Source organism: Streptomyces sp. NPDC029014 (genome assembly GCF_055564695.1).
Genome location: NZ_JBVHVT010000081.1, coordinates 1 through 20,866, shown reverse-complemented (window position 1 = coordinate 20,866; position 20,866 = coordinate 1). Strand labels below are relative to the sequence as shown.

18 protein-coding genes are annotated in these 20,866 nt (G+C 74.2%); 11 read left to right on the top strand and 7 right to left on the bottom strand.

Translation table 11 applies throughout. The annotated features are described in order from the left end of the window. Positions 1–59: 59 nt before the first annotated feature. The 5 genes from ACZ4VL_RS32475 to ACZ4VL_RS32455 form a co-directional block, all read right to left on the bottom strand. Positions 60–1,523, bottom strand: coding sequence for a nitrosuccinate lyase (locus ACZ4VL_RS32475; RefSeq protein WP_468207216.1), 1,464 nt, complete (start codon positions 1,521–1,523; stop codon positions 60–62). Further along, positions 1,520–3,505 (bottom strand): FAD/NAD(P)-binding protein, encoded by a 1,986-nt coding sequence (locus ACZ4VL_RS32470; RefSeq protein ID WP_468207213.1) that lies wholly within the window; start codon positions 3,503–3,505, stop codon positions 1,520–1,522. The genes ACZ4VL_RS32475 and ACZ4VL_RS32470 overlap by 4 nt, the downstream gene beginning before the upstream one ends. Further along, complete coding sequence (locus ACZ4VL_RS32465; protein WP_468207210.1) at positions 3,502–4,737, bottom strand: FAD-dependent oxidoreductase; 1,236 nt, start codon at positions 4,735–4,737, stop codon at positions 3,502–3,504. The genes ACZ4VL_RS32470 and ACZ4VL_RS32465 overlap by 4 nt, the downstream gene beginning before the upstream one ends. After that, complete coding sequence (locus tag ACZ4VL_RS32460) at positions 4,737–6,341, bottom strand: class I adenylate-forming enzyme family protein (protein ID WP_468207207.1); 1,605 nt, start codon at positions 6,339–6,341, stop codon at positions 4,737–4,739. Before ACZ4VL_RS32460 ends, ACZ4VL_RS32465 begins: the two co-directional genes overlap by 1 nt. Before the next feature lie 110 nt (positions 6,342–6,451). Next, positions 6,452–7,003, bottom strand: coding sequence for an SRPBCC family protein (locus ACZ4VL_RS32455; protein ID WP_468207205.1), 552 nt, complete (start codon positions 7,001–7,003; stop codon positions 6,452–6,454). A 174-nt stretch (positions 7,004–7,177) separates the two neighbouring features. Between ACZ4VL_RS32455 and ACZ4VL_RS32450 the strand changes: the two genes are divergently transcribed. The 4 genes from ACZ4VL_RS32450 (at position 7,178) to ACZ4VL_RS32435 (ending at position 9,953) form a co-directional block, all read left to right on the top strand. Beyond that, complete coding sequence (locus tag ACZ4VL_RS32450; RefSeq protein ID WP_468207202.1) at positions 7,178–7,831, top strand: TetR/AcrR family transcriptional regulator; 654 nt, start codon at positions 7,178–7,180, stop codon at positions 7,829–7,831. Between the two features lie 176 nt (positions 7,832–8,007). Continuing rightward, a complete protein-coding gene (locus tag ACZ4VL_RS32445; RefSeq protein ID WP_468207199.1) occupies positions 8,008–8,718 on the top strand; it encodes a DUF6232 family protein in 711 nt (236 codons plus the stop codon). Next, a complete protein-coding gene (locus tag ACZ4VL_RS32440) occupies positions 8,715–9,074 on the top strand; it encodes a hypothetical protein (RefSeq protein ID WP_468207196.1) in 360 nt (119 codons plus the stop codon). The genes ACZ4VL_RS32445 and ACZ4VL_RS32440 overlap by 4 nt, the downstream gene beginning before the upstream one ends. A 300-nt stretch (positions 9,075–9,374) precedes the next feature. Then, entirely contained in the window at positions 9,375–9,953 is a 579-nt protein-coding gene (locus ACZ4VL_RS32435; protein WP_468207193.1) for a Uma2 family endonuclease, read from the top strand. A 75-nt stretch (positions 9,954–10,028) separates the two neighbouring features. Here ACZ4VL_RS32435 and ACZ4VL_RS32430 read toward each other — a convergent pair whose 3' ends face one another. After that, complete coding sequence (locus tag ACZ4VL_RS32430) at positions 10,029–10,940, bottom strand: pirin family protein (RefSeq protein ID WP_468207191.1); 912 nt, start codon at positions 10,938–10,940, stop codon at positions 10,029–10,031. Positions 10,941–11,182: 242 nt separating this feature from the next. Here ACZ4VL_RS32430 and ACZ4VL_RS32425 point away from each other — a divergent pair, with 242 nt between their 5' ends. From ACZ4VL_RS32425 to ACZ4VL_RS32405, 5 genes are all read left to right on the top strand, one after another. After that, on the top strand, positions 11,183–11,761 hold the full coding sequence (locus ACZ4VL_RS32425; RefSeq protein WP_468207188.1) for an NADPH-dependent FMN reductase: 579 nt from the start codon (positions 11,183–11,185) through the stop codon (positions 11,759–11,761). Between the two features lie 325 nt (positions 11,762–12,086). After that, positions 12,087–13,070, top strand: coding sequence for an NADPH:quinone reductase (locus ACZ4VL_RS32420; RefSeq protein ID WP_468207185.1), 984 nt, complete (start codon positions 12,087–12,089; stop codon positions 13,068–13,070). Between the two features lie 186 nt (positions 13,071–13,256). After that, on the top strand, positions 13,257–14,747 hold the full coding sequence (locus tag ACZ4VL_RS32415) for an MFS transporter (RefSeq protein ID WP_468207183.1): 1,491 nt from the start codon (positions 13,257–13,259) through the stop codon (positions 14,745–14,747). A gap of 209 nt (positions 14,748–14,956) precedes the next feature. After that, on the top strand, positions 14,957–16,864 hold the full coding sequence (locus ACZ4VL_RS32410; RefSeq protein ID WP_468207181.1) for a C1 family peptidase: 1,908 nt from the start codon (positions 14,957–14,959) through the stop codon (positions 16,862–16,864). 23 nt (positions 16,865–16,887) lie between these two features. Beyond that, positions 16,888–17,208, top strand: a complete 321-nt coding sequence (locus ACZ4VL_RS32405; RefSeq protein WP_468207179.1) for a hypothetical protein — start codon at positions 16,888–16,890, stop codon at positions 17,206–17,208. On the opposite strand, the gene ACZ4VL_RS32400 is transcribed toward ACZ4VL_RS32405, so the two are convergent. Continuing rightward, positions 17,180–18,439, bottom strand: coding sequence for a DUF418 domain-containing protein (locus ACZ4VL_RS32400; RefSeq protein WP_468207176.1), 1,260 nt, complete (start codon positions 18,437–18,439; stop codon positions 17,180–17,182). The two genes, ACZ4VL_RS32405 and ACZ4VL_RS32400, sit on opposite strands and share 29 nt — an antisense overlap. Positions 18,440–18,585: 146 nt before the next feature. On the opposite strand from ACZ4VL_RS32400, the gene ACZ4VL_RS32395 reads away from it, so the two are divergent. Next, entirely contained in the window at positions 18,586–19,338 is a 753-nt protein-coding gene (locus ACZ4VL_RS32395; protein WP_468207174.1) for a GntR family transcriptional regulator, read from the top strand. Continuing rightward, a complete protein-coding gene (locus ACZ4VL_RS32390; RefSeq protein ID WP_468207172.1) occupies positions 19,335–20,726 on the top strand; it encodes an MFS transporter in 1,392 nt (463 codons plus the stop codon). Before ACZ4VL_RS32395 ends, ACZ4VL_RS32390 begins: the two co-directional genes overlap by 4 nt. Positions 20,727–20,866: the final 140 nt, after the last annotated feature.

The following is a 20,866-nucleotide window of genomic DNA, read 5'->3' as shown; positions in this document are numbered from 1 at the left end:
TTTCTGTTCGGTGGCTGACACGTTGAACTATACAGTTCAGTTCAGTTCGAACTCAAGCGTCAGTTCGACCGCTTCAGTGCCCCGTCCACCAGTGCACCCGCGCCCCCGGTGTACGCCGCCGGATCGCACAGCCCGGCCAGTTCCGCACCGCTCCACCGCCCTTGGAGCGCAGGCTCCTCCGCGAGCAGCCCGGCCAGTGACCGGCCGCCGGCCTCCGCCGCCGCGGAGACCCGGGTCAGCAGCTGCTTCGCCGCCGCCTTGCCCAGCTCCGGCGCCAGCACCGCCGCGATCCGCTCGGATACCACCTGGCTGCCCGTCAGCATCAGGTTGTCACGCATCCGTTCGGGCCGGGCCGTCAGCCCCTCTGCGAGCTCGACCGCGGTGTGAGCCGCGCCACCGACCAACCGCAGGGCCTCGCGCAGCAGTTGCCACTCCGCGTGCCAGGCGCCGGCGGACCGCTCGTCCTCCGAGACCAGGCACTGCACCAGCCCCGCCGCCAGCACCGGCACCTGGAGCGCCGCGCTGCGCAGCAGCGTGCTCAGCACCGGGTTGCGCTTGTGCGGCATGGCCGAGGAGCTGCCGCGGCCGGCCACCGCGGGCTCGGCGACCTCGCCGACCTCCGTGCGGGACAGGTTCTGCACGTCGACGGCGATCTTCCCGAGGGCGCCGGCGGTGAAGGCGAGCGCCGCCGCGAGGTCCGCCACCGGGGTCCGCAGCACGTGCCAGGGCAGGGCGGGGCGGGCCAGCCCCGTCTCGGCGGCGTAGGCCTCGACCAGCCGGTCCAGGTACGCGCCCGGGTCCTGCTCCGCCGCGCCGTCGATCCGGGCGTACTCCAGGTATCCGGCGAGGGTTCCGGCGGCTCCGCCGAGGGACACCGGCAGGCCGCCGTCCGCGATCCGGGCGAGGCGCTCGTCCGCGTCCAGGACCAGCTGCCGCCAGCCCGCCGCCTTCAGCCCGAAGGTCGTGGGCACCGCCTGCAGGGCGAGGGTGCGGCCGGCCATCGGCGTGTCCCGGTGCTCGCCGGCCAGCCGGGCCAGGGCGGCGGCGGTGCGGCCCAGGTCCGCCCGGATCAGGCGCAGGGTCCGGGCGGCCACCAGCATGGCTCCGGTGTCGAGGATGTCCTGGCTGGTGGAGCCGCGGTGGACGTACTCGGCGGCCCGCGCGTCCTCGGCGGCGACCACCCGGGTCAGCGCCTGCACCAGCCCGACCACCGGGTTCGCGGTCTCCCGGGCGGCCAGGGCGAGTTCCCGCAGGTCCAGGTTGCCGGCCCGGGCCGCCCGGGTGATGGTGTCGGCGGCCTCCGCCGGGAGGGTGCCGAGCCCGGCCTGGGCGCGGGCCAGGGCGGCCTCGGCGTCGAGCATGGCCTGGAGCCAGGCGAGGTCGCAGACGGCCTCTTCGGCGGGGGTGCCGGCACGTACCGGCGACAGCAGCCCAGCGTCGGTGAGCGCGTCCTGCGCCCCGGCGGCCCTGGTGGCCCCAGAGGCCCCGTCGGTCCCACCGGCAGCGGCTCCGGTGCTGCTCATACCAGGACGCCGGTCAGGTCGGTCTCGGCGGGCAGGGAGACCCCGGCCGGGACGACGGCGGCGGGCGGCAGGGCCAGCACCGAGCGGGCGATGGAGTCGGAGTCGCCGAGGGTGACAGAGTCGACGCCCGGGCGGATGCCGGCCGCGGTGACCCAGTGCACGGACTCGGTGGGGACCCCGTACGCGAACCGGCGCGGGTGGGCGCGGCCGCGGGCGTCGAGGAGCCGGTACGGGCGCCCGGTGACCGCGAGGCCGCCGGACTCGTAGCCGGTGCCGTCGGGGCCGGAGATCCGGTACGTGGTGCACTGCTCGGTGTCGAGGAGGTGGCGCAGCAGCGGGTCGTCGGTGCGGCGCAGGTCGGGCTCGGGCAGTCGGGCCTCGATCAGCACGGTGGAGCGGACCGCGGGGCCGGGGACGTCGCGGGACCGGGCGAGGAAGGCGGCGTCGTCGCCGGCGGCCGTGTCGACGCGGATCTCGGTCCCGGGGCCGGTCAGGACCAGCACCCCGGCGTCGATCAGGGCGATCATCTCCTCGATCCGGGAGGCCGGCGGGCCGATGGAGAGGAAGGCGTTGAGCGGGGTGTACCAGCCTTCCAGGTCGTCGCGGTGCGAGTCGCCGGTCAGGCCGCCGTGGTCGACGGCGAGGCGGATCTCGTTGCGCAGGTCGCGCAGGACGTCCAGGGCCGCCTTGAGGGGGCCGCTGAGGTTGCCGGCCCGGGCCTCGCGGACGTCCTCGGCCAGGTACGCGACCAGCCAGGCCCGGAAGTCCTCGCGGCTGGTGAACTCGCGGTCGCCGTAGGGGCGGGAGAGCTTCTGCCAGTTCCATCGCTCGTCCGCGCCGATGCCGTACACGTCCAGGAGGGAGGCGCGGTCCTCTTCCTCCTCCAGCGACAGGAAGCGGGTGGTGAAGCCCTCGCGCTCGTCGCCGCGGCCGCGGGCCTGGAGCAGGGTGCCGTAGTAGACGCCCTCCGCCTCGCGGGAGATCAGCGGCCACAGGTCGGCGGTGAAGTCGATGCCCTCGCCGTTCTCGCAGCGGCGGCGCAGCTCCGCGATCCGGGCGGGGGTGAGCAGGCGCGGCAGGTACCGGCCGTAGGCGCCCTTCTCGTTCTCGCCGCGGGCGTGGTACGGGATGCCCCGGCGCGAACTGGCGTACAGCACGGGCTCGTTGCCGGAGGGCCGGTAGACGAGGCGGCCGTCGTCCCCGCGGTCGAACCGCCCGCCGCGGCCGGCGGTGAAGAGGGCCATGTGGTCGAAGAAGTTGAGGCCGAGGCCGCGCAGCAGGACGTTCTGGCCGGGCCTGACGACGTTCAGGTCGAGGTCGGCGGGGTTGGCGGGGGTGACGTAGGTGAGGTGGTGGATGCGGGCGAGGCTCGCGGTCTTGGCCTCGCGGGGGGTCAGCCGGGCCGGTACGTGGCCCTGGGCCATGACGATGGCGTCGAGGTCGTTGAGCCGGGTGCCGTTCTCCAGGCGGACGCCCTGCAGGCTGCCCGCGGTGCCGTGGGTGTCGGCCATGGCCACGGCCCGGGAGCGGTGGACCTCGACGGTGACGTGGGCGGGGGCGAGGGCGACGACCCGCTCGAAGGTGGCGCGCAGGTAGCTGCCGTAGAAGGCGCGGCTGGGGTAGGTGTTCGGGCCCAGCCGGCGGGCCTCGGCGACCGTGGCCGGGTCGCCCTCGCCGGACGCGGCGACGGACTGCGCCCACTCGTACAGGCTGGGGCCGGGCTCGATGGGGCCCTCGGTGCGGACGCTGTCGTCGGTGTAGATGGTGATCTGGGAGGCGACCGTGTTCATCAGCAGGTGCTGGGACTGGTCGGGCCGCCAGACCTGGCCGGCGCCGGGCGCCGAGGGGTCGACCACGTGGACGGTGACGGCCTCGTGGGCGGGGGTGCTGCGCTCGTTGGCGCACAGGCGCTCCAGGACGGACAGGCCGCGGGGGCCCGCTCCGATGATGGCCACCTGGATGCGGTCGCGGCGGGTGCTCATCGCTGGTCTCCGTTCGTGGCGGCGGTCGCAGCGGCGGCCGGGGCGGTCGGGGCGTCCGGGGCGGGGACGCGGAAGCCGTGCATCCAGGCGACGTAGTCGTGGAGTTCGTCGCGGGAGAAGGAGCGCAGGACGGTGTTGCGGTCGGTGGCGGCGGCGCCGGCGGTGTGCCAGAGCTTGATGCTCTCCCGGGCCAGGAGCTGGATCCGGCCGGTCCGCTCGGTGCGCTCCGCGTTGAACTTCTCGAAGCGCTGCGGGAACTCGTCGGCGTCGCAGTCGAGCAGGTCGCCGAGGGTCACCGCGTCCTCCAGGCCCTGGCAGGCGCCCTGGGCCACGTAGTGGAGCATCGGGTGGGCGGCGTCGCCGAGGAGGGCGACCCGGCCGTCGACCCAGTTCTCCACCGGGTCGCGGTCGACGAGGACCCAGGACTTCCAGCCCTCGCCGAGGGCGAGCAGGCGCTGCGCGTCCTCGCCGAGCGCGGCGAACTCGCGGCGGATGTCGCCCTGGCTGGCGGGGACGCCGGCGACGGCGTCGGTGGCCTTGTTGTCGCTGCTGGCGGCGAGGTTGAGGTACTTGCCGCCGGCGATCGGGTAGTGCACGAAGTGGCAGCCGGGGCCCGTCCACCAGGTGACGGAGGTCAGGTGGCGCAGCTCCTCGGGGACCTGCTCCATCGGGATGATCGCCCGGTAGACGGTGATCCCGGAGTTGCGGGGGGCGCCGTCGCCGACGAGCTGGGCGCGGATCGCGGAGTGGATGCCGTCGGCGCCGATCAGGGCGTCACCGGTGATGCGCTCGCCGTCCTCCAGGACGACGGTGGCGCTGGTCGCGTCCTGCTCGTAGCCGACCGCGGTGACGGCGCTGCGCAGCCGGATCGCGTCCTCGGCCTGGCAGGCCTCCAGCAGCTTGGTGTGCAGCTCGGCCCGGTGGACGACCGCGTACGGGTTGCCGAACCGCTCCCGGTAGTGCTCGGTCAGGTCGATGCTGGTCACGTGCTCGCCGGTCACGCCGTCCATGAAGGTGAGCGCGTCCATCTGCACGGCGGTGGAGCGGACGGCCTCGCCGAGGCCGAGCCGGTCGAGGGCGTGCAGTCCGTTGGGGGCGAGCTGGATGCCCGCGCCGATCTCGGCGAACTCGGGGGCGCGTTCCAGGACGAGGACCTCGTGGCCCTGCCGGGCGACCGAGAGGGCCGTGGCCAGGCCGCCGATTCCGCCGCCGATGATGATGAGCTTCGACATCAGATCTTCTCCTCGGTGAGCTGCGGGTCGGTGAGCTGCGCGCCGGCGCCGGCGGCGATGAGCCGGGCGAGTTCGAGACGTTTGATCTTGGTGGTGGCCGTCTGCGGCAGGTCGGACTGCCGCCACTGGACGGGGTCGGCCATCGGGGGCAGGCCGACGGTGGCGGCCTTCCAGGCGGTGGCGTCGAGCGGCTTGTCGTCCCGGGTGCAGACCACGGGCACGGCACGGCCGTTCTCGTCGGGGATGATGATGACCTCGGCGAGCTCCTCCAGCCGGGTGAACAGGGTGTCCTCGGCGGCGAGGGTGGAGCCGAAGCCCTCGATCAGGTCGACCTCGCGGTCGAGCAGGTGCACGCAGCCCCACTTGGTGCGGTAGCCGACGTCGCCCATGCGCCACCAGCCGTCGTTGACCTGCTTGTCGTAACGTTCCTGCTCGCCGAGGTAGGTGACGATCCGGCCGTCGCTCCTGACCTCGATGAAGCCGGGGTTGGACTCCGAGACCGGCAGTCCGTTGCGGCTGACGACACGGACGTCGGTCATGCCGGGGAAGGGCATCCCCACGCAGCGTCCGTCGGCGTCGAGCCCGCGCCGCTTGGAGAAGGACCGGGCCACGGCGGGGCCGATCTCGCTCTGCCCGTACAGCTGGCCGAAGATCGGGGCGGTGCGCTTGGTGGCGGCCAGCAGCCGCTGCACGGTGCGCGGGTGGATGGCGTCGAAGGTGCTGGAGAACAACTTGACGTTGGCGAGCGGCCCGCGCGGGTCGTCGGCGAGCTCCTCCCACTCCATGAAGGAGTTGGGGTGGGCCTCCAGGATGCCGGGGCGCAGCTGCGCGAAGAGGTCGGCGGCCTTCTTGGGGTCGGAGTCGGCGAGGACGACGATCGGGTAGCCGCGGAAGAGGGAGATGGCCAGGGCGGTGATCAGGCGGGAGTGCACGAAGGAGACGTGCATCGCGATGGTCTCGCGGCCCGGGAGGAGCGGTCTGGTGATCGCGGCCTGCGGACGGTAGCGCGCCTCCAGGGTGGCCCCGGTGTGGACGGCGAGCTTGGGGGTGCCGGTGGTGCCGGAGGTGTGGGTGATCAGGGTCGGGTGCTCGGGCGGCATCGTCACGGCGGGCACCCGGGGGGAGCCGGCCAGCGAGGCGAGCTCGGTGGCCTCCTTGTAGCTGCCGGAGGTGAGCAGGACCTGCTCGGCCTCGTCGAAGACCGAGGCGGGCAGCTCCGTCTCCAGCTTGTTCTGGTCGGTGAGCAGGTAGGGCTGCTCGGTGCGGCGCACCAGCTCGGCCACGGTCTCGCCGTCGAGCTTCGGCGACAGCAGCACCGGTACCGCGCCGATGCGCACCGCGGCGCAGGCCAGCAGGGTGATGTCGAAGCCGTCGGACTTGTAGATCACGACCCGGCGGCTGGGGCGGACCTGCGCGGCCCAGAGCCGGGAGGCCAGGTCGTCGATCAGGTCGGCCACCTCGGCCACGGTGGCCCTGCGCCCCAGCTCCGGGGCGACGTCGAGGTCGTGGTCGAGGATCACGACGTTCGTCGGGTGCTTCTTGGCGGCCCGCTCGAAGAGGGTCCCGAGCCGTATGCCCTTGTTCCCGATGCGCTGCAGAATCATCGCCTTGCCCTTCTCAAGTCACGTACGGATGGCGTCGGTTGTCGGTGCCGGCGTCGGTTCCCGGTGCTCGCCGGTCGGAGGGTGGAGGGTGGAGACAAGAGGAAGGGCGGTCAGGCGCCCCGGGCGGCCGTCTCCTTGTCGATGACGGTCTTGATCCGGCCCAGGGTCTCGGCCAGGTCGCCGGCGACCTTGTCGCCCCACTCGGCGAAGAACTGCTGCTTGCGGTCGGCGTCCATCTCGGCGGTGATGCCGCGGATGCCCTCGGTGGGGGTGCCCATCCGGAAGTGGTGCACCAGGAGGCTGCCCTCGCCGTCGGCCTCGATCGAGAAGCCCCAGACGCTGTCCTGCTTCTCGCCCCGGCTGTTGTGCATGGCCCACTGGAAGGTCCGGCCCGGCTCGGCCGCGACGACCTCGGCGTACGTCGTCCACTTGCCGCGCACCACCGGCGCCCAGGCGACGACGTTCTCGCTGCGCTCGTTCTCGCCGCGGAAGACCGAGCCGACCGCGCCGGGCTCGCCGGTGGTCCACTCGCCGCCGAGGCACTCGGGGCTCCACTCGCCGCTGCGGGCGAGGTCGCTCACGACCGCGTACACCTCGGCCGGGGTGGCCGAGAGGTGGATCTGGGCCCGGGACCGGAAGAGGGGGGTCTGGGTGCCGCTCATAGCGGGTGTCCTCCTGGTGTGGTGCAACGTCGGATGGCTTCAACTTCCGCTTCTGCCGCCTCGCTTGGGCTGCTCAGCTATATGAACCATACAGTTCAGTTTAATTGAACGCAACGGTTCAGTTCAGTTGGGATCTAGACTGGGTGCGAGCCGAGGAAGTTAGGGACGAACGCCATGACCGCACGGACCAGCACCGTCGAAGCCCCCGCAGGCCCATCCGGGGCGCGCGCCGCGCGCAAACGGCAGGCCATCCTGGCCGCGGCCCGCACGGTCTTCCTGCGCGAGGGGTTCGGGGCCGGGGTCGACCAGCTCGCCGCCGAGGCGGGGGTCTCCAAGGTCACCGTCTACAACCACTTCGGCAGCAAGGAGAACCTGTTCAACGCCGTCATCGGGCAGACCCTCGACGAGGCGCTCGAAGTCGCCCAGTCGGTCATCCAGGCCAAGCTCGCCGAGTCCGACGACGTCCGCGCCGACCTGCTGGAGGCCTGCCGGATCTGGGTCGCCGGACTCACCACACCCGACGTGCTGGCCCTGCGCAACGTGATCGCGGGCGAACGCCACCGCTTCCCCGAGCTCGGCCGGACCTGGCAGGAGGAGGGCCCCGGGCGCCAGCACGCGTCCCTGGCCTCCGCCCTCGGTCGGCTGGACCAGCGCGGGCTGCTGCGCATCCCGGACATGGAACTGGCCGTGCTCCAGCTGTCGGGGCTGGTGCTCTCCCCGCACCTGGTCTACGGGGTGTACGGCACGACGCTGGACGAGGAGCTCGCCGAACGGTTGCTCCGGGGCGGGGTGGACATGTTCCTCAACCAGTACGGGGTGGACCTATAGGCGTCCGCTGCGGCGCCGAACGCTGCCGCCGCCCGGACCGCGCTTGACCATCCGTCAATTTCCTGCGCGGAAAGCCAACTCGGCGGTGAAAGCGGCTTGCCCGGGCCGGGCGGTGCGTGGTTATGGTCGTCCCCCGTTGACGGATCGTCATCCGAAACCCAGGGGGATCACACCGCATGGAGAACACGCAGCCTTCCGGCCGCACGGACAGCGCGTTACCGGGCCGGCCGAGTGGCCCGCCGAGCACTCCGCCGGGCACCGCCTCACCGACCGCCGCAGCACCGAGTGCCCCGTCGTCCCCGCCGCCGCCGCCGACTCCGCCGGCACCGCCGGGCGTCGCCGTCGGCGGCGGGATCGAGCTCCGGATCAGCAGGCGGATCCTGTGGCTGGGCGGGGCGGCGTACCCGCTGGAGAACATCGCGCGGGTGTACACCTTCACGCTGCACCCGCGGCGCAAGGACGCGACCGTCCACTTCCTGAAGAACCTCGGCATCATCCTCTCCGTGGCCTTCGCCCTGACGATCCTCGGCGGTCTGACGTCCCTCGCCAGCAGGGACGCGTCGGCCACGATCCTGCAGTTCGTCTGGCTCGGCACCGTCGCCGCGCTGATCTACTGCATCGTCCAGCTGATCAGCGTGCTGACGGCGCCGTCGTACTACGTGCTGGCCGTGGAGACCGCCGGGCCGTCCATCGCCGTGGTCACCAGCAAGGACCACGCCCACCTGCACCGGCTCGTCGGCCAGATCACGCACGCGATCGACAACCCCGACACCGAGCTCTACGGGGTGCGGGTGGACACCATCTCGATCACCTCGAAGAACTACCACTTCGGGGACAACGTGAACATGTACGGCGGCACCGGCAACGTGGGGATCGGTACTCGATGAGCGGCGACAACTACCACTTCGGCGACAACGTCACCATGAACGGCGGCAGCGGCAACATCGGCATCCAGAAGAACCTCGGGGCCGCGGACGGCCCGGAGGGCCTGCCCGCGGACCTCCGGGCGGCCGTCGAGGACCTCCGCAACCTGGTCGAGGCCCTGCGCGGCGAGCTCCCGCCCGCGAGCACGCAGGTGCTGGACGCGGCCCTGCCCGACGCCACCGGCGGGGCGGCCGTCCCGCAGCAGGCCCGTCAGGGCGCGCTGATGTCCATCGCCGGCATCGCGGCCGTCGTCGGCCCGCTGGGCCAGCCGATCGTGGAAGCGGTCACCCGGATCCTCGACCTCCTCACCGCCGGCTGACCCCCACGGGGCTGGCCGTACTGAGCACGGCCGCGAGCCGCGGCCAGGGCACCTGCCCGATCCGGGCGGCCCGCCGGGCCTCGGCGCGACCGTGACACGACTGCTGCCCGATCTGCTCCGGTACGGGCCACCGGCGCCCTGCACGACGCGGCCCGGGGCGGCGCTGCCGCCCGGGCCGTGGACGCCCGGCCCCCCAGAGCGGGCCTACCCGCATCCCGCGCAGGGCCCCGGGGGGTTTGCCCTCGGTACGACCGCCCCTTCGACTCCCGTCCCGCCTAGACTGGGCGCGGGAGGTGTGTGGTGACCGTCACTGAGGACCGGCCGCAAATGCTGGCCGAGGAGTTCGAGCGCATCGCCGCCGCCGCCGAGCGCGAAGGCGTCCGGATGGAGTTCATCCACGGCAGGCTGGGAGTCAAAGCGGTGCCGGACGGCGACCACGACGAGATCATCCGGTGGCTCATGGAGCGCTGCATGCAGCATCGCCCCGATCTGTGGCTCTACCCCGAACGCGGCCTGCGCGTCGAGCGTTACCGCAAGGGCCACGCGAAGCCCGACGGTGCCCTCGCCCCCAAGGGCACCTTTGCCGGTCAGGGCGAATGGGCCGACCCCGGTTCGGTAGTCATGATCGTCGAGGTCACCTCCTACGACAGCGATACCGACAAGCGCGACCGCGAAGAGAAGCCGAGCGCCTACGCGCAGACCGGTATCCCCGTCTACCTGCTCATCGACCGGGACACCCGCGAAACCCTGGTCTACACCGAGCCCGACGGCGACACCTATGCCAACCTCTCCCGCCGTCCCTTCGGCCGCACCATCGACCTCCCCGACCCCGTGGGCATCACCCTTGACACTGAGCCCCTCAAGGACTGGGTGCGCTGACGACACGCGACGGGGCACGGACACCTCCGGCGCGGTGGAGTCCGGAAGCCTCCACCGCACCGGAGCGTGGCTGCCCTACTGGTCCTCGTAGCGGCCGAGGCGGTCGGCGGCGTAGTCGTCGAAGGCCTGCTCGATCTCCTGCGGGGTGCTCATCACGAACGGGCCGCCGCGGAAGACCGGTTCGCCGATCGGCTCGCCGCTGAGGAAGAGGAAGTCGGCCCCGATCGGCCCGCCCTCGATGCGGACGGAGTCGCCCTCGTCCGCGAGGACGGCCAGGTCGCCGTCCGTGACCTCCGCCCCGCCGACGGCGCCGCTGCCGGAGACGACGTACACGGCGGCGTTGCGGCCCTGCGGCGCGGGCAGTTCCGCGCTCTCGCCCGGGGCGAGGGAGGCGTGCACGACGGTCACGGGGACCTGCGTCTCGAAGGGGCCGGTCACGCCGAGCGCGGTACCCGCGATCACCTTGAACCAGGACCCGTCGAGTCGGCGGACCACCGGGATCTCGCCCGCGTCGCGGTTCTGGGTGCGCGGGCGCAGCCCCTTGCGCACGGCCGGCAGGTTCACCCAGAGCTGGAGGTTGTGCTGGAGGCCGCCGGCCGCGCGGAAGGCGTCGGTGGGCTCCTCGGAGTGCACCACGCCCGCGCCCGCGGTCAGCCACTGCACGCCGCCCGGCAGGACCACGCCGCGGTTGCCGGTGGAGTCGGCGTACTCGATGTCGCCCTCCAGGACGTAGGCGATGGTCTCGAAGCCGCGGTGCGGGTGCTCGGGGGCGCCCTTGGGCTCGCCCGGACCGAGGTCCACCGGCCCGACCTGGTCGAGCAACAGGAAGGGGTCCAGCTGCGGGATCTGCGGGGTCGGGAAGGACCGGCGCACCGGGAACCCCTCGCCCTCCAGGGTGTGGACGGGCTGCAGGACGTCGGCCACCGAGCGGGTCGCGGCGGCGATGGCGGCGGCAGCGGTGCCGAGGGCGGGACCCAGCGTGGTCATGATGCCTTCTCTCGTCGTTCGGGGTCGTCGTCTACCAATGCAATGAACTATACAGTTCAGTTCAGTTAAGCGCCAGGGGAGACCCCCGGCCCTTAACTGACAGATACCGGCGACCGCGATTGTCGGTGCCCCGCGCCCGCGGACAGACTCCTTTCCATCGCACCGACGCACACCCCGTTCATCGCAGGGGCATGCCACCCCCGGCATTCGCTGCGCATGTCACCTTTGCGGAAGGACAGTCCATGCCCGAGCTCAAGATCCTCGCCATCTCCGGCAGCCTGCGCAGCCAGTCGTTCAACAGCGCCCTCGTCCGCGCCGCGCAGAAGTACGCCCCCGGGGACATGGACATCGAGATCTACGAGGGCCTGCGCGACATCCCGCTCTACGACGAGGACCAGGACGTCGAGCCGGCCCCGGCCGCCGTCGCCGACCTGCGCCGCCGCATCATCGAGGCCGACGGCCTCTTCATCGCCACCCCCGAGTACAACTACGGGATCCCCGGCGTCCTGAAGAACGCCCTGGACTGGGCGAGCCGCCCGGCCTTCGACTCCTCCCTGACCGGCAAGCCGATCGCGATCGCCGGCGCCGCCCCGACCAACTTCGGCACCGTCCGCGCCCAGCTGGCCATGCGCCAGTCCTTCCTGTGGACGGACTCCAAGGTCGTCGGCAAGCCCGAGCTGCAGATCTTCCGCGCCGCCGAGCGCTTCGACGAGGCCGGCAACCTGACGGACGAGACCGCCATCGAGATCCTCCAGCAGCTGCTCGACGCCCTCGGCACCAAGATCCGCGAGACCCGGGCCCTGGCCGACGGCACGGTCTGACCGGCAGGCCGAGAGGCCGACCGGCTGCCGTACCCGCTCCACCCCGACGCCCCAACGCCCCAACGCCCCAACGCCCCAACGTTCCACCCCATCCCCATCACCCCCCACGCACCACCCGTCGACCGGAGTCGCCAGCTCCTGTTCGTCTCCCCCCTCACCGAAGGGCCGCCCACCCCCGGGGCGGCCCTTCGGCACGTCCCGGCCCGGATCCGCCCCGACCGGCCCCACCTCGCGACCGGCCCCACCTCGCCCCGCCCCGCGGGAAGTTGACGAAGCCTGCACGGAGCGGTGCGCCGCCGCTCCGGCCCCTTGCGAGGATCGGCCCATGCGTGCAGCCTTCATCGAAGAACTGGGCCCCGCCGAGAACATCCGCTACGGCGAGATGGCCCCTCCGACCCCCGGCCCCACGGACGTCCTCGTCGAGGTCGAGGCCGTGTCCGTCAACCCGGTGGACACCTTCGTGCGGTCCGGGATCTTCCGCACCCCCGTCGAGTTCCCGTTCGCCGTCAGCCGCGACCTCGTCGGCACCGTCGTCTCCGCCGGCCCCGGCGCCACCGGGTTCGCCGTCGGCGACCGCGTCTGGTGCAACAGCCTCGGCCACGGCGGCCGTCAGGGCGCCGCCGCCGAGCAGGCCGTCGTCCCCGTCGACCGGCTCTACCACCTGCCGTCCGGCGTGGACGCGGCCGAGGCCGTCGCCGTCGTGCACCCCGCGGGCACCGCCTACCTCGCCCTGTTCACCCACGGCCGGGTCCGCCCCGGCGAGACCGTCCTCGTCGCCGGCGCCGCCGGGAACGTCGGCAGCGCCCTGGTCACCATGGCCGTCGAGGCCGGCGCCCGGGTCATCGCCACCGCCGGCGCCCGCGACGCCGAGCACTGCCGCTCCCTCGGCGCCTGCGAGGTCCTCGACTACAAGGACCCCGCGCTCGCGGCCCGGATCCTCGATGCCGCCCCGCAGGGCATCGACGTCCACATCGACACCTCCGGCACCAACGACCTCTCCACCGCCGTGGAGGTCCTGGCCCCCCGCGGCCGGATCGTGCTCCTGGCCGGCGCCCGCTCCCAGCCCGTACTGCCCGCCGGCCCGCTCTACATGAAGGACGGCGCCGTCGTCGGCTTCGTCATCTCGCACGCCACCACCGCCGAACTCGCCGAGGCGGCCGTCGCGATCAACCGCCTGATGGCCAACGGCCGCCTGCGCGCCCGCTCAATCGAACGCGCCCCGCTGTCCGACGCCGCGCGCACCCACCGCCGCATCGAGGCCGGCGAACTCCACGGCAGCCGCGTCGTCCTGCTGCCCAAGGAGTCCTGAGCACCGGGCGGCCGACACGGGGGCGCGCAGCCCGCACGCACCGCGCGCCCCCCCGCGCCCGTCCGCCCCCGTGCCGCCGCCCCGCCCCCGCCCCCGCCCCCGCCCCCGCCCCGCCCCGTCCGCCGACCTGACGGACTGATGAACATCCGCCGGGGCCCCTTGTCCGGCGACTGCCAGACTCCCCGCATGGACGCCCTCCCGGAGACCTCGGCCGGACCGCGGAGCGCTTGGGGCGGCTTCGCCCTCCTCGGCGCCGTACAGCTGCTGCTCAACGCCTCGGTCTCGGTGACCTTCGCGGCAGGACCGGCCATGCAGCGCGCACTCGGCCTCGGCCGCATCGACCTGATCCTCGACAGCGCCGCGTACGGGATCTCCTTCAGCGGGCTGCTGCTCCTCGGCGGCCGGCTCACCGACCGGATCGGCCAGCGCCGCCTGTTCACCCGGGGGACCGCCCTCTTCGCCCTGGCCTCGCTGGCCGCCGCCCTCGCCCCCGTCTCCCACGCCGTGCTCGCCGCCCGCTTCCTCCAGGGCTGCGGCGCCGCCCTCGCGGCCCCGGCGGCCCTGTCCCTGCTGCGGGTCGTCTTCCCCGAGGGGCGGGCCCGGGCCGTCGCCCTCGCCCGCTGGGGGCTGCTGACCAGCCTCGGCGCCGCCGTCGGCATCGTGCTCAGCGGGGCGCTGTCGACCTGGGCGAACTGGCGGTGGAGCTTCGGGGCCCTCGCGGCCGTCGCCGTCGCCGCGCTGGCCTTCGTCCGCCGGGCCCTGCCGACCGGTCCCGCGCCCGTACGCGTCCCCCTCGACCTGCTGGGCGCCGTGCTCGGCACCCTCGCGCTCTCCACCCTCGGCTACGGCTTCGTGATGGTCGGCCCGCACGGCTGGTCCGCCGCCGCCGTCCTCGGCCCGCTGGCCCTCGGAGCCGTCCTGCTCGCCGCCTTCGCCGCCGCCCAGCGGCGGGTGGCCGCGCCGCTGCTGCCGCCCGGCTTCCTCGCCTCCCGGTACCGGGCCACCGCCCTGGTGTGCGCCCTCCTCGGCCCCGCGATCGGCGCGGCCACCGCCTTCCTGCTCGCCCTCTGGTTCCAGCAGGTACGGGGCTGGTCGGCGCTGGAGAACGCGCTCGCCTTCGTCCCGTACAGCGCGGTGCTGGTGGGCGTCGGCTTCGTCGCCGGCCGGATCGTCGCCCGCCACGGGGTGCGCGCGGTCGCCGTGGCCGGGCTGGCCGTCATCGCCGCCGGGCTGCTCCTCATCGGCGCCGTGGGGCTGCGCAGCGGCTCGGCGGCGGCGGTGCTGGCGGGCCTGGTCGTCCTGTCGGGCGGGAACGGCATGCTGATGTCCGCGGCCGTCGTCGGCGCCGTCTCCGGCGTCCCCGAGGGGCGGTCCGCCCTCGCCGGGGCGGTGGTCAACACGGCGATCCTCGCCGGCCCGACGATCAGCCTCGCCCTGATCAGCTCGGCCGCCGACGCCCGTACGGCCACGCTGCTCGCCGCCGGCGACCCGCACGCGGCCACGGGCGGGTACGCCTTCGCCTTCGAGGCGGCCTGCGCGGTGTTCGTGCTGGCCGCCGGCCTGGCCTGGTACGGGCTCGCCCCGCACCGCCGCTCCCGCACCGCCGGACCGACCGCCGCCGGGGCCGCCGAGCAGGCCGCCGGCCGGCGGCCCCGAAGCTCCTCCACCCCGGCCTGACCAAGGGGGGCAGGCCGGGGTGGGGGACTCAGGACCCGGCCCGGGGGCCCGGGGGGCCCGGGGCGGCGGGCCGGGGCACGGGCCCGCCACCCCGTACGCCGTTACGACCCCCGTGCGACCGCGCGACCGTCCGGACCCCCTTGACGCCCCGCCCTGCCAGGTGGACGCTCCCGCGGTCGCGAACACACGGTTGCAGCTGGGGGGCCGCCATGCCGGAGCAGTCAGTCGAGTCCGTACAGACGGCGGGAGAGTTGCGCGCGCAGCTGGCGGAGCAGGGCGCGCGCTGGTCGGTCTCGGAGCACCTCGCCGACGACGAGGCCGTGCCGCGGCCCGCGCTCGGCCTGGAGCCGGGGGCCGACCTGACGACCGCCGCGCAGGCCGGGACCGTCGACCTGCACGCCCTCCTCGGCCGGCCCAGCGCCAACCCGCACCTGACCCGCCGCCGCGCCGCGCACGGCCTGCTGCCCGGCACGCCCGCCGCCGTGGCCGGCCCGGCCGGGGGCCGGCCCGCCGCCGTCGACTGGCGCAGCCGCTGGGGCTGGCCCTGGATCACCAAGGTCAAGGACCAGAACCCGTGCGGCTCCTGTTGGGCGTTCGGCGCCACCGGCCTGGTGGAGTCCATGGCCCGGATCGAGCACGCCGTCTGGGCCGAGCGTTCCGAGGGGGACGTGCACGACGGGCTGCGCTTCTGCTGCGGCCAGGGCTCCAACCCGGAGACCGCCCTCGACTGGATCCGGGCCAACGGCGGGCTCGCCGACCCGGACTGCTGGCCGTACTCCCCGCCCCCGCCGTCCGTGCCCGCCGACCGGCGCGACGCCTGGCGCGCCGAGTACACGCCCAGTTGGGACCGGTCCGGCCGCACCGTCCGGATCGGGGACTACGTCCGCCTCGGCGACGTGGAGCAGCAGAAGGTCTGGCTCGACACCGTCGGACCGCTCACCGCCTGCTTCGACGTGTACGACGACTTCTTCGGCCTCGGCTCCGGCGTCTACCACCGCACCAGCGACCGCTTCGCGGGCGGCCACTGCGTGCTGGTCACCGGCTACGACGACGCCGCCGGCTGCTGGCTGTTCAAGAACTCCTGGGGCACCGGCTACCACGTCGGCGGCCACGGCCGGATCGCCTACGGCGAGGTCAACATCGACCACTGGGCCAAGTGCGGACTGCGCGGCACCAACGTCGACCCCTGGACCAAGCGCCGCCTGCACTCCGGGAACGTCTACGAGAGCGGCAACGGCCGCGCCCACCGCAACTTCGAGCTGCTCGCCACGACCGCCGGCGGCCGCCTCCAGCACTGGTGGCGCGAGGGCGACGACCCCTACCCGTGGGCCCGGGCCGCCGTCTTCGCCGCCGACGCCTCCGGCCAGCCCGCCTTCACCGGCACCACCTACAACCGCAACATGGAGTCGGTGCACGTGACCACCGGCGGCCGGCTGCGCCACTGGTACTACGAGCAGTCCGCCGGCACCTGGCGCGACGGCGGCGCCTTCGGCCCGGGCGACGCGGCCGTCGGCTCCACGCCCGCGTTCATCCAGAGCGACTACGGCAAGCCGGGCAACTTCGAGGTGGTCGTGCGCACCGCCGACGGCCGCCTGAACCACTGGTGGCGGATCAACGGCGCCCCCTGGACCTGGAACGACGGCGGCCGCTTCGCCTCCGGCATCGCCCACTTCGGGCCGGCCCTGGTCCAGACCCGCAGCCGCCACCTCGACCTCGTCGCCACCCGTACGGACGGCCGCATGCAGCTGTGGTGGCGCGACGACCCGAGCGGTTTCGCCTGGCGCCCCGGGGAGGTCTTCGGTAGCGCGGTCACCTCCGCGCCCTGCCTGATCGAGGGGCAGTACGGGGCCGCCGACGAGGACGCCGCAGGCAACTACGAGCTGTGTGTGGCCGTGTCCGGCGGCCGGGTGGAGCACTGGTGGCGGGGCAACGGGGCCGGCGCGGACTGGCGGCGCAGCGCCGTGTTCGGGCACGACGTCCTCGCCGTCACCGGGATGCTGCAGGGCAGCTTCGGGTTCAACCTGGAGGTCGTCGTGCTGCGCACCGACCGGCGGCTCCAGCACTACTGGCGGGACGGCGCGGGCTGGCACGAGGGGCCGGTGATCGGCCCCGCCTGAGCCCGGGAGGGAGGCGGTCGCGGGTGGAGGTGCGCAGGCTGGTCCTGGGCGCGGGCGAGGCGTACGAGGTGCGGCTCGCCGGGCGCGGCGCCCGCGGCTACGTGTGGACCTGGCAGGTCACGGGCGATGCGGACGCGGTCGCGGTGGACGCGGCCCCGAGCCCGCCCGTGGCGCTGCCGCCGGGCGCCGCGGTGGAGCTGGTGTACACGGTGCGGGGGACCCGCGCGGGCGGGCGGGCCCGGATCCGCTTCGCGCAGGTCCGCCCGCCCTACCCGCAGGAGGCCCCGTACGACGAGCTCGTGCTGGAGGTGGCGGTCACCGCCGGGCGGTCCCGCGGGGCTTGAGCGCCCAGTGCTGTACGGACTCCAGCGGGCCGCGCGCGAAACGGCGCAGCCACAGCCAGGACCCGGCGGCCAGGACCAGGGACACGGCCGCCCACAGGCCCATCACCCACCAGGGGCCGGTTCCGGCGAAGCGGGCGGTGAGGCCGAGGCCGATCCCGTAGCAGAGCAGCATGCACAGCAGGTTCTGGCCGACGTAGGCGGACAGGGCGGTGCGGCCGATGTTCCCGAGGGCGGCTGCCCCGGGGAGGACGCGGCGGTCCAGGGCCCAGCCGATGAGGCCGATGTAGCCGACGGCGACCAGCGGGGCGATCGCGTAACGGCCGAGCACGAAGAAGTCGGACCCGCCGAGCGCGGCCGCGGTGCCGAGCGGCAGGCCGAGGCCCAGGCCCCAGCCGGCCATGCGGGCCCGGATCCGGCGTCCGGCGGCGGTCGCGGTGAAGGCGCCGGCCCGGTGGAGGCGTACGCCGAGCAGGAAGAGGAAGACCAGCAGGCCGAAGGAGAAGACGGGCTCGATGCGCAGGGCGAGGGCGTTGTCGAGGCGGAAGCCGATCTGGTCGGCCCAGCTGCCGTCGGCGTAGAGGCGGACGGCGGCCGGGTCCGGGGCCTCGGGTCCGGTGTCGGGTCGGGCCAGGTCGCCGAGGGTCACCAGGCCGACGAGGGCCAGGTGCAGGGTGGCGGCCGTCCACAGGGCGGCGCGCCGCACCCGCTCGGAGCGGGCCAGCAGCCACGCCACCAGCAGGGCGGTGACCGCGTACCCCATGAGCACGTCCCAGGCGAAGACCAGCAGGAAGTGGACGGTCCCCTCCAGGAAGAGGAAGGCCGCCCGGCGGGGGTAGCGGCCGGGCCAGGGCTGTCCGCGGCGGGCGGCGGAGTCGTACTGGATGGCCAGCCCCACCCCGAACAGGATGGTCAGCAGGGACAGGAACTTGCCGTCGGCGAGGAAGCGGAAGACGAACTCGGCGACGGACGCCGGGCCCGGGTCGGCGATCGGGTCCGGCGGGTGCATGCTCCCCTCGAGCACGCTCCACTCGGAGCCGGGGGAGGTGAAGATCCAGACGTTGGTCATGAGCGTGCCGAGGATGGCGGCGCCGCGCAGGACGTCGAGGAGCGGGAGCCGGGCCCCGGCGGCGGCCGTGGCGGTCGCGGTGGCGGTGGCGGTGGCGGTCGTGGTGGCGGTGGCAGGCGCGGTCTGCCGGGGTCCGGGAGCGTCGGGGCGGGTGCTGTGAGCCATGTCCTCAGCGTCCCGGCGGGTGGGGGCCGTCTCGTCCTGCGGGCGGACGAAGCCGGTGTACATCCTTCGATGCAGCGGCCGGGGGCGGCGGTCCGCATCCTGGACGGCACAAGCGGGTGCACCCTTCATGTATCTAACCTGTGCCCATGGCCGCTCCCGCATCCGCCCCTGCGTCCGCACCCGCCCCCGTCGCTGCCGCCCCGGCGCCCGTCACCGCCGCGGACCGGGTCTACCGGCACGTCAAGGACGGCGTACTGGACCGCCGTTACGAGGGCGGCACCCTCCTCACCGAGGGCGAACTCGCCGACGCCGTCGGGGTGTCGCGCACCCCGGTCCGCGAGGCCCTGCTCCGGCTGGAGACCGAGGGGCTGCTGAAGCTGTACCCGAAGAAGGGCGCCCTGGTCCTGCCGGTCTCCGCCCAGGAGATCGCCGACGTCATCGAAACCCGGCTGCTGGTCGAGGAGTTCACCGTGCGCCGGGCCGTGCCCGCGCCGCCCGCACTGCTGGACCGGCTCGCCGGCCTGCTCGACGAGCAGCGCCGGCACGCCGCCGCCGGCGACCTCGCCGCGATGACCGCCGCCGACCGGTGCTTCCACGCCGAGATCGTCCGCCACGCCGGGAACCGGATCCTGGGCCGCCTGTACGACCAGCTCCGCGACCGGCAGCTGCGCATGGGCGTGGCCCTGCTGCACGCCCACCCCGAGAGGGTGGAGAAGACCCTGGCCGAGCACTCCGGGATCCTGGCCGCCCTGCGCGCCGGCGACGCGGACGCGGCGGCCGCCGCCGTACGGGGCCACGTGGGCCGCGTCGAGGCCCTGGTCCGGGGAACGGGCACGGGGATGCAGCCGGAAACGGCGACGGGCGCGACGACGGGCGCGACGAAGGGGACGGGCCGGTGACCGGGGCCGCACCGCAGGAGCCGCCGGGCGGGCGGCGGGCCGCGGCCGTCTGGTCGATCGGCGTCGCCGTCTACTTCGTCGCGGTGATCTTCCGTACCAGCCTGGGGGTGGCCGGCCTGGAGGCCGCGGACCGCTTCCACGTGAACGCCTCCGCCCTCTCGACGTTCTCGCTGCTCCAACTGCTCGTGTACGCGGGCATGCAGATACCCGTCGGCCTGATGGTGGACCGGCTCGGCACCAAGCGGGTGCTGACCCTCGGCGCCGTCCTGTTCACCGCCGGCCAGCTCGGCTTCGCGCTGGCCCCCTCGTACGGCACGGCGCTCGCCGCCCGCGCCCTGCTGGGCTGCGGGGACGCGATGACCTTCATCTCCGTCCTGCGGCTGGGCACCCGCTGGTTCCCTGCCCGCCGCGGCCCGCTGATGGCGCAGCTGGCCGGCCTGGTCGGCATGGCCGGAAACCTGGTCTCCACCCTGGTCCTCGCCCCCCTCCTGCACGGCCTGGGCTGGGTCCCGGCCTTCGCGGGCAGTGCGGGCGCCGGCCTGCTGGTGCTCGTCCCGCTGGTGCTGTTCCTGCGGGACCACCCCGGGGACGCCGAACCGCCGCCCCCGGTCCGGCCCGCCGCGGGCGGCGGGGGCTTCGTCCGCCGGCAGATCCGGGACTCCTGGCGGGAGCCCGGCACCCGCCTCGGCCTGTGGGTGCACTTCACCACCCAGTTCCCGGCGATGGTGTTCCTGCTGCTGTGGGGCATGCCCTTCCTGGTCGAGGCGCAGGGCCTGGAGCGGACCACCGCGGCCGGGCTGCTGACCCTCGTGGTCGCCTCGCACATGTGCTTCGGCCTGGTCTACGGCCAGGTCATCGGCCGTCGGCAGGGCGCCCGGCTGCCGCTGGCCCTGGGCACCGTCGGACTGACGGCCGCGCTGTGGGCCGCGGTCCTGGTCTTCCCCGGCGACCGGGCCCCGATGTGGCTGCTCGTCACGTTGTGCGTGGTGCTGGGCAGCTGCGGGCCCGCCTCGATGATCGGGTTCGACTTCGCCCGGCCCGCCAACCCGCCCGAACGGCAGGGCACCGCCTCCGGCATCACCAACATGGGCGGCTTCCTCGCCTCCATGACCACCCTGCTGGCGATCGGCGTGCTGCTCGACGCCACCGGCGGCGACTACCGGCTCGCGTTCTCCTCGGTCTTCGTCGTGCAGTTCCTCGGGCTCGCCCGGATCCTGCGGCTGCGCGGGCCCGCCCTCGCACGGGAGCGGGAACGCGACACCGCCCGCCCGGCCGGGCTCCCACCGCAACGACCGGCGCCCGCGGCGGCTCCCGATCAGGCCCCGGCTCCCGCTCATGCTCCGGCATCCGCTGCCGTCCGTACGACCCCGGGCGGCAGCGCCGAGTGACGGGCGTCCAGGTGGGCGGCGGGGCCGGGTGCGTGCCGGTCCAGGGGGGGGGGGGGGGGGGGGGGGGGGGGGGGGGGCGGTGGGGGGGGGGGGGGGGGGGGAGGGGGGGGGGGGGGGGGGGCGGGGGGGAGGGGGGGGGG

Coding starts and splice junctions, on each gene's coding strand:
- ACZ4VL_RS32475 (WP_468207216.1), bottom strand. CDS start 1,523: ATGAGCAGCACCGGAGCCGCTGCCGGTGGGACCGACGGGGCCTCTGGG.
- ACZ4VL_RS32470 (WP_468207213.1), bottom strand. CDS start 3,505: ATGAGCACCCGCCGCGACCGCATCCAGGTGGCCATCATCGGAGCGGGC.
- ACZ4VL_RS32465 (WP_468207210.1), bottom strand. CDS start 4,737: ATGTCGAAGCTCATCATCATCGGCGGCGGAATCGGCGGCCTGGCCACG.
- ACZ4VL_RS32460 (WP_468207207.1), bottom strand. CDS start 6,341: ATGATTCTGCAGCGCATCGGGAACAAGGGCATACGGCTCGGGACCCTC.
- ACZ4VL_RS32455 (WP_468207205.1), bottom strand. CDS start 7,003: ATGAGCGGCACCCAGACCCCCCTCTTCCGGTCCCGGGCCCAGATCCAC.
- ACZ4VL_RS32450 (WP_468207202.1), top strand. CDS start 7,178: ATGACCGCACGGACCAGCACCGTCGAAGCCCCCGCAGGCCCATCCGGG.
- ACZ4VL_RS32445 (WP_468207199.1), top strand. CDS start 8,008: ATGGAGAACACGCAGCCTTCCGGCCGCACGGACAGCGCGTTACCGGGC.
- ACZ4VL_RS32440 (WP_468207196.1), top strand. CDS start 8,715: ATGAGCGGCGACAACTACCACTTCGGCGACAACGTCACCATGAACGGC.
- ACZ4VL_RS32430 (WP_468207191.1), bottom strand. CDS start 10,940: ATGACCACGCTGGGTCCCGCCCTCGGCACCGCTGCCGCCGCCATCGCC.
- ACZ4VL_RS32425 (WP_468207188.1), top strand. CDS start 11,183: ATGCCCGAGCTCAAGATCCTCGCCATCTCCGGCAGCCTGCGCAGCCAG.
- ACZ4VL_RS32420 (WP_468207185.1), top strand. CDS start 12,087: ATGCGTGCAGCCTTCATCGAAGAACTGGGCCCCGCCGAGAACATCCGC.
- ACZ4VL_RS32415 (WP_468207183.1), top strand. CDS start 13,257: ATGGACGCCCTCCCGGAGACCTCGGCCGGACCGCGGAGCGCTTGGGGC.
- ACZ4VL_RS32410 (WP_468207181.1), top strand. CDS start 14,957: ATGCCGGAGCAGTCAGTCGAGTCCGTACAGACGGCGGGAGAGTTGCGC.
- ACZ4VL_RS32400 (WP_468207176.1), bottom strand. CDS start 18,439: ATGGCTCACAGCACCCGCCCCGACGCTCCCGGACCCCGGCAGACCGCG.
- ACZ4VL_RS32395 (WP_468207174.1), top strand. CDS start 18,586: ATGGCCGCTCCCGCATCCGCCCCTGCGTCCGCACCCGCCCCCGTCGCT.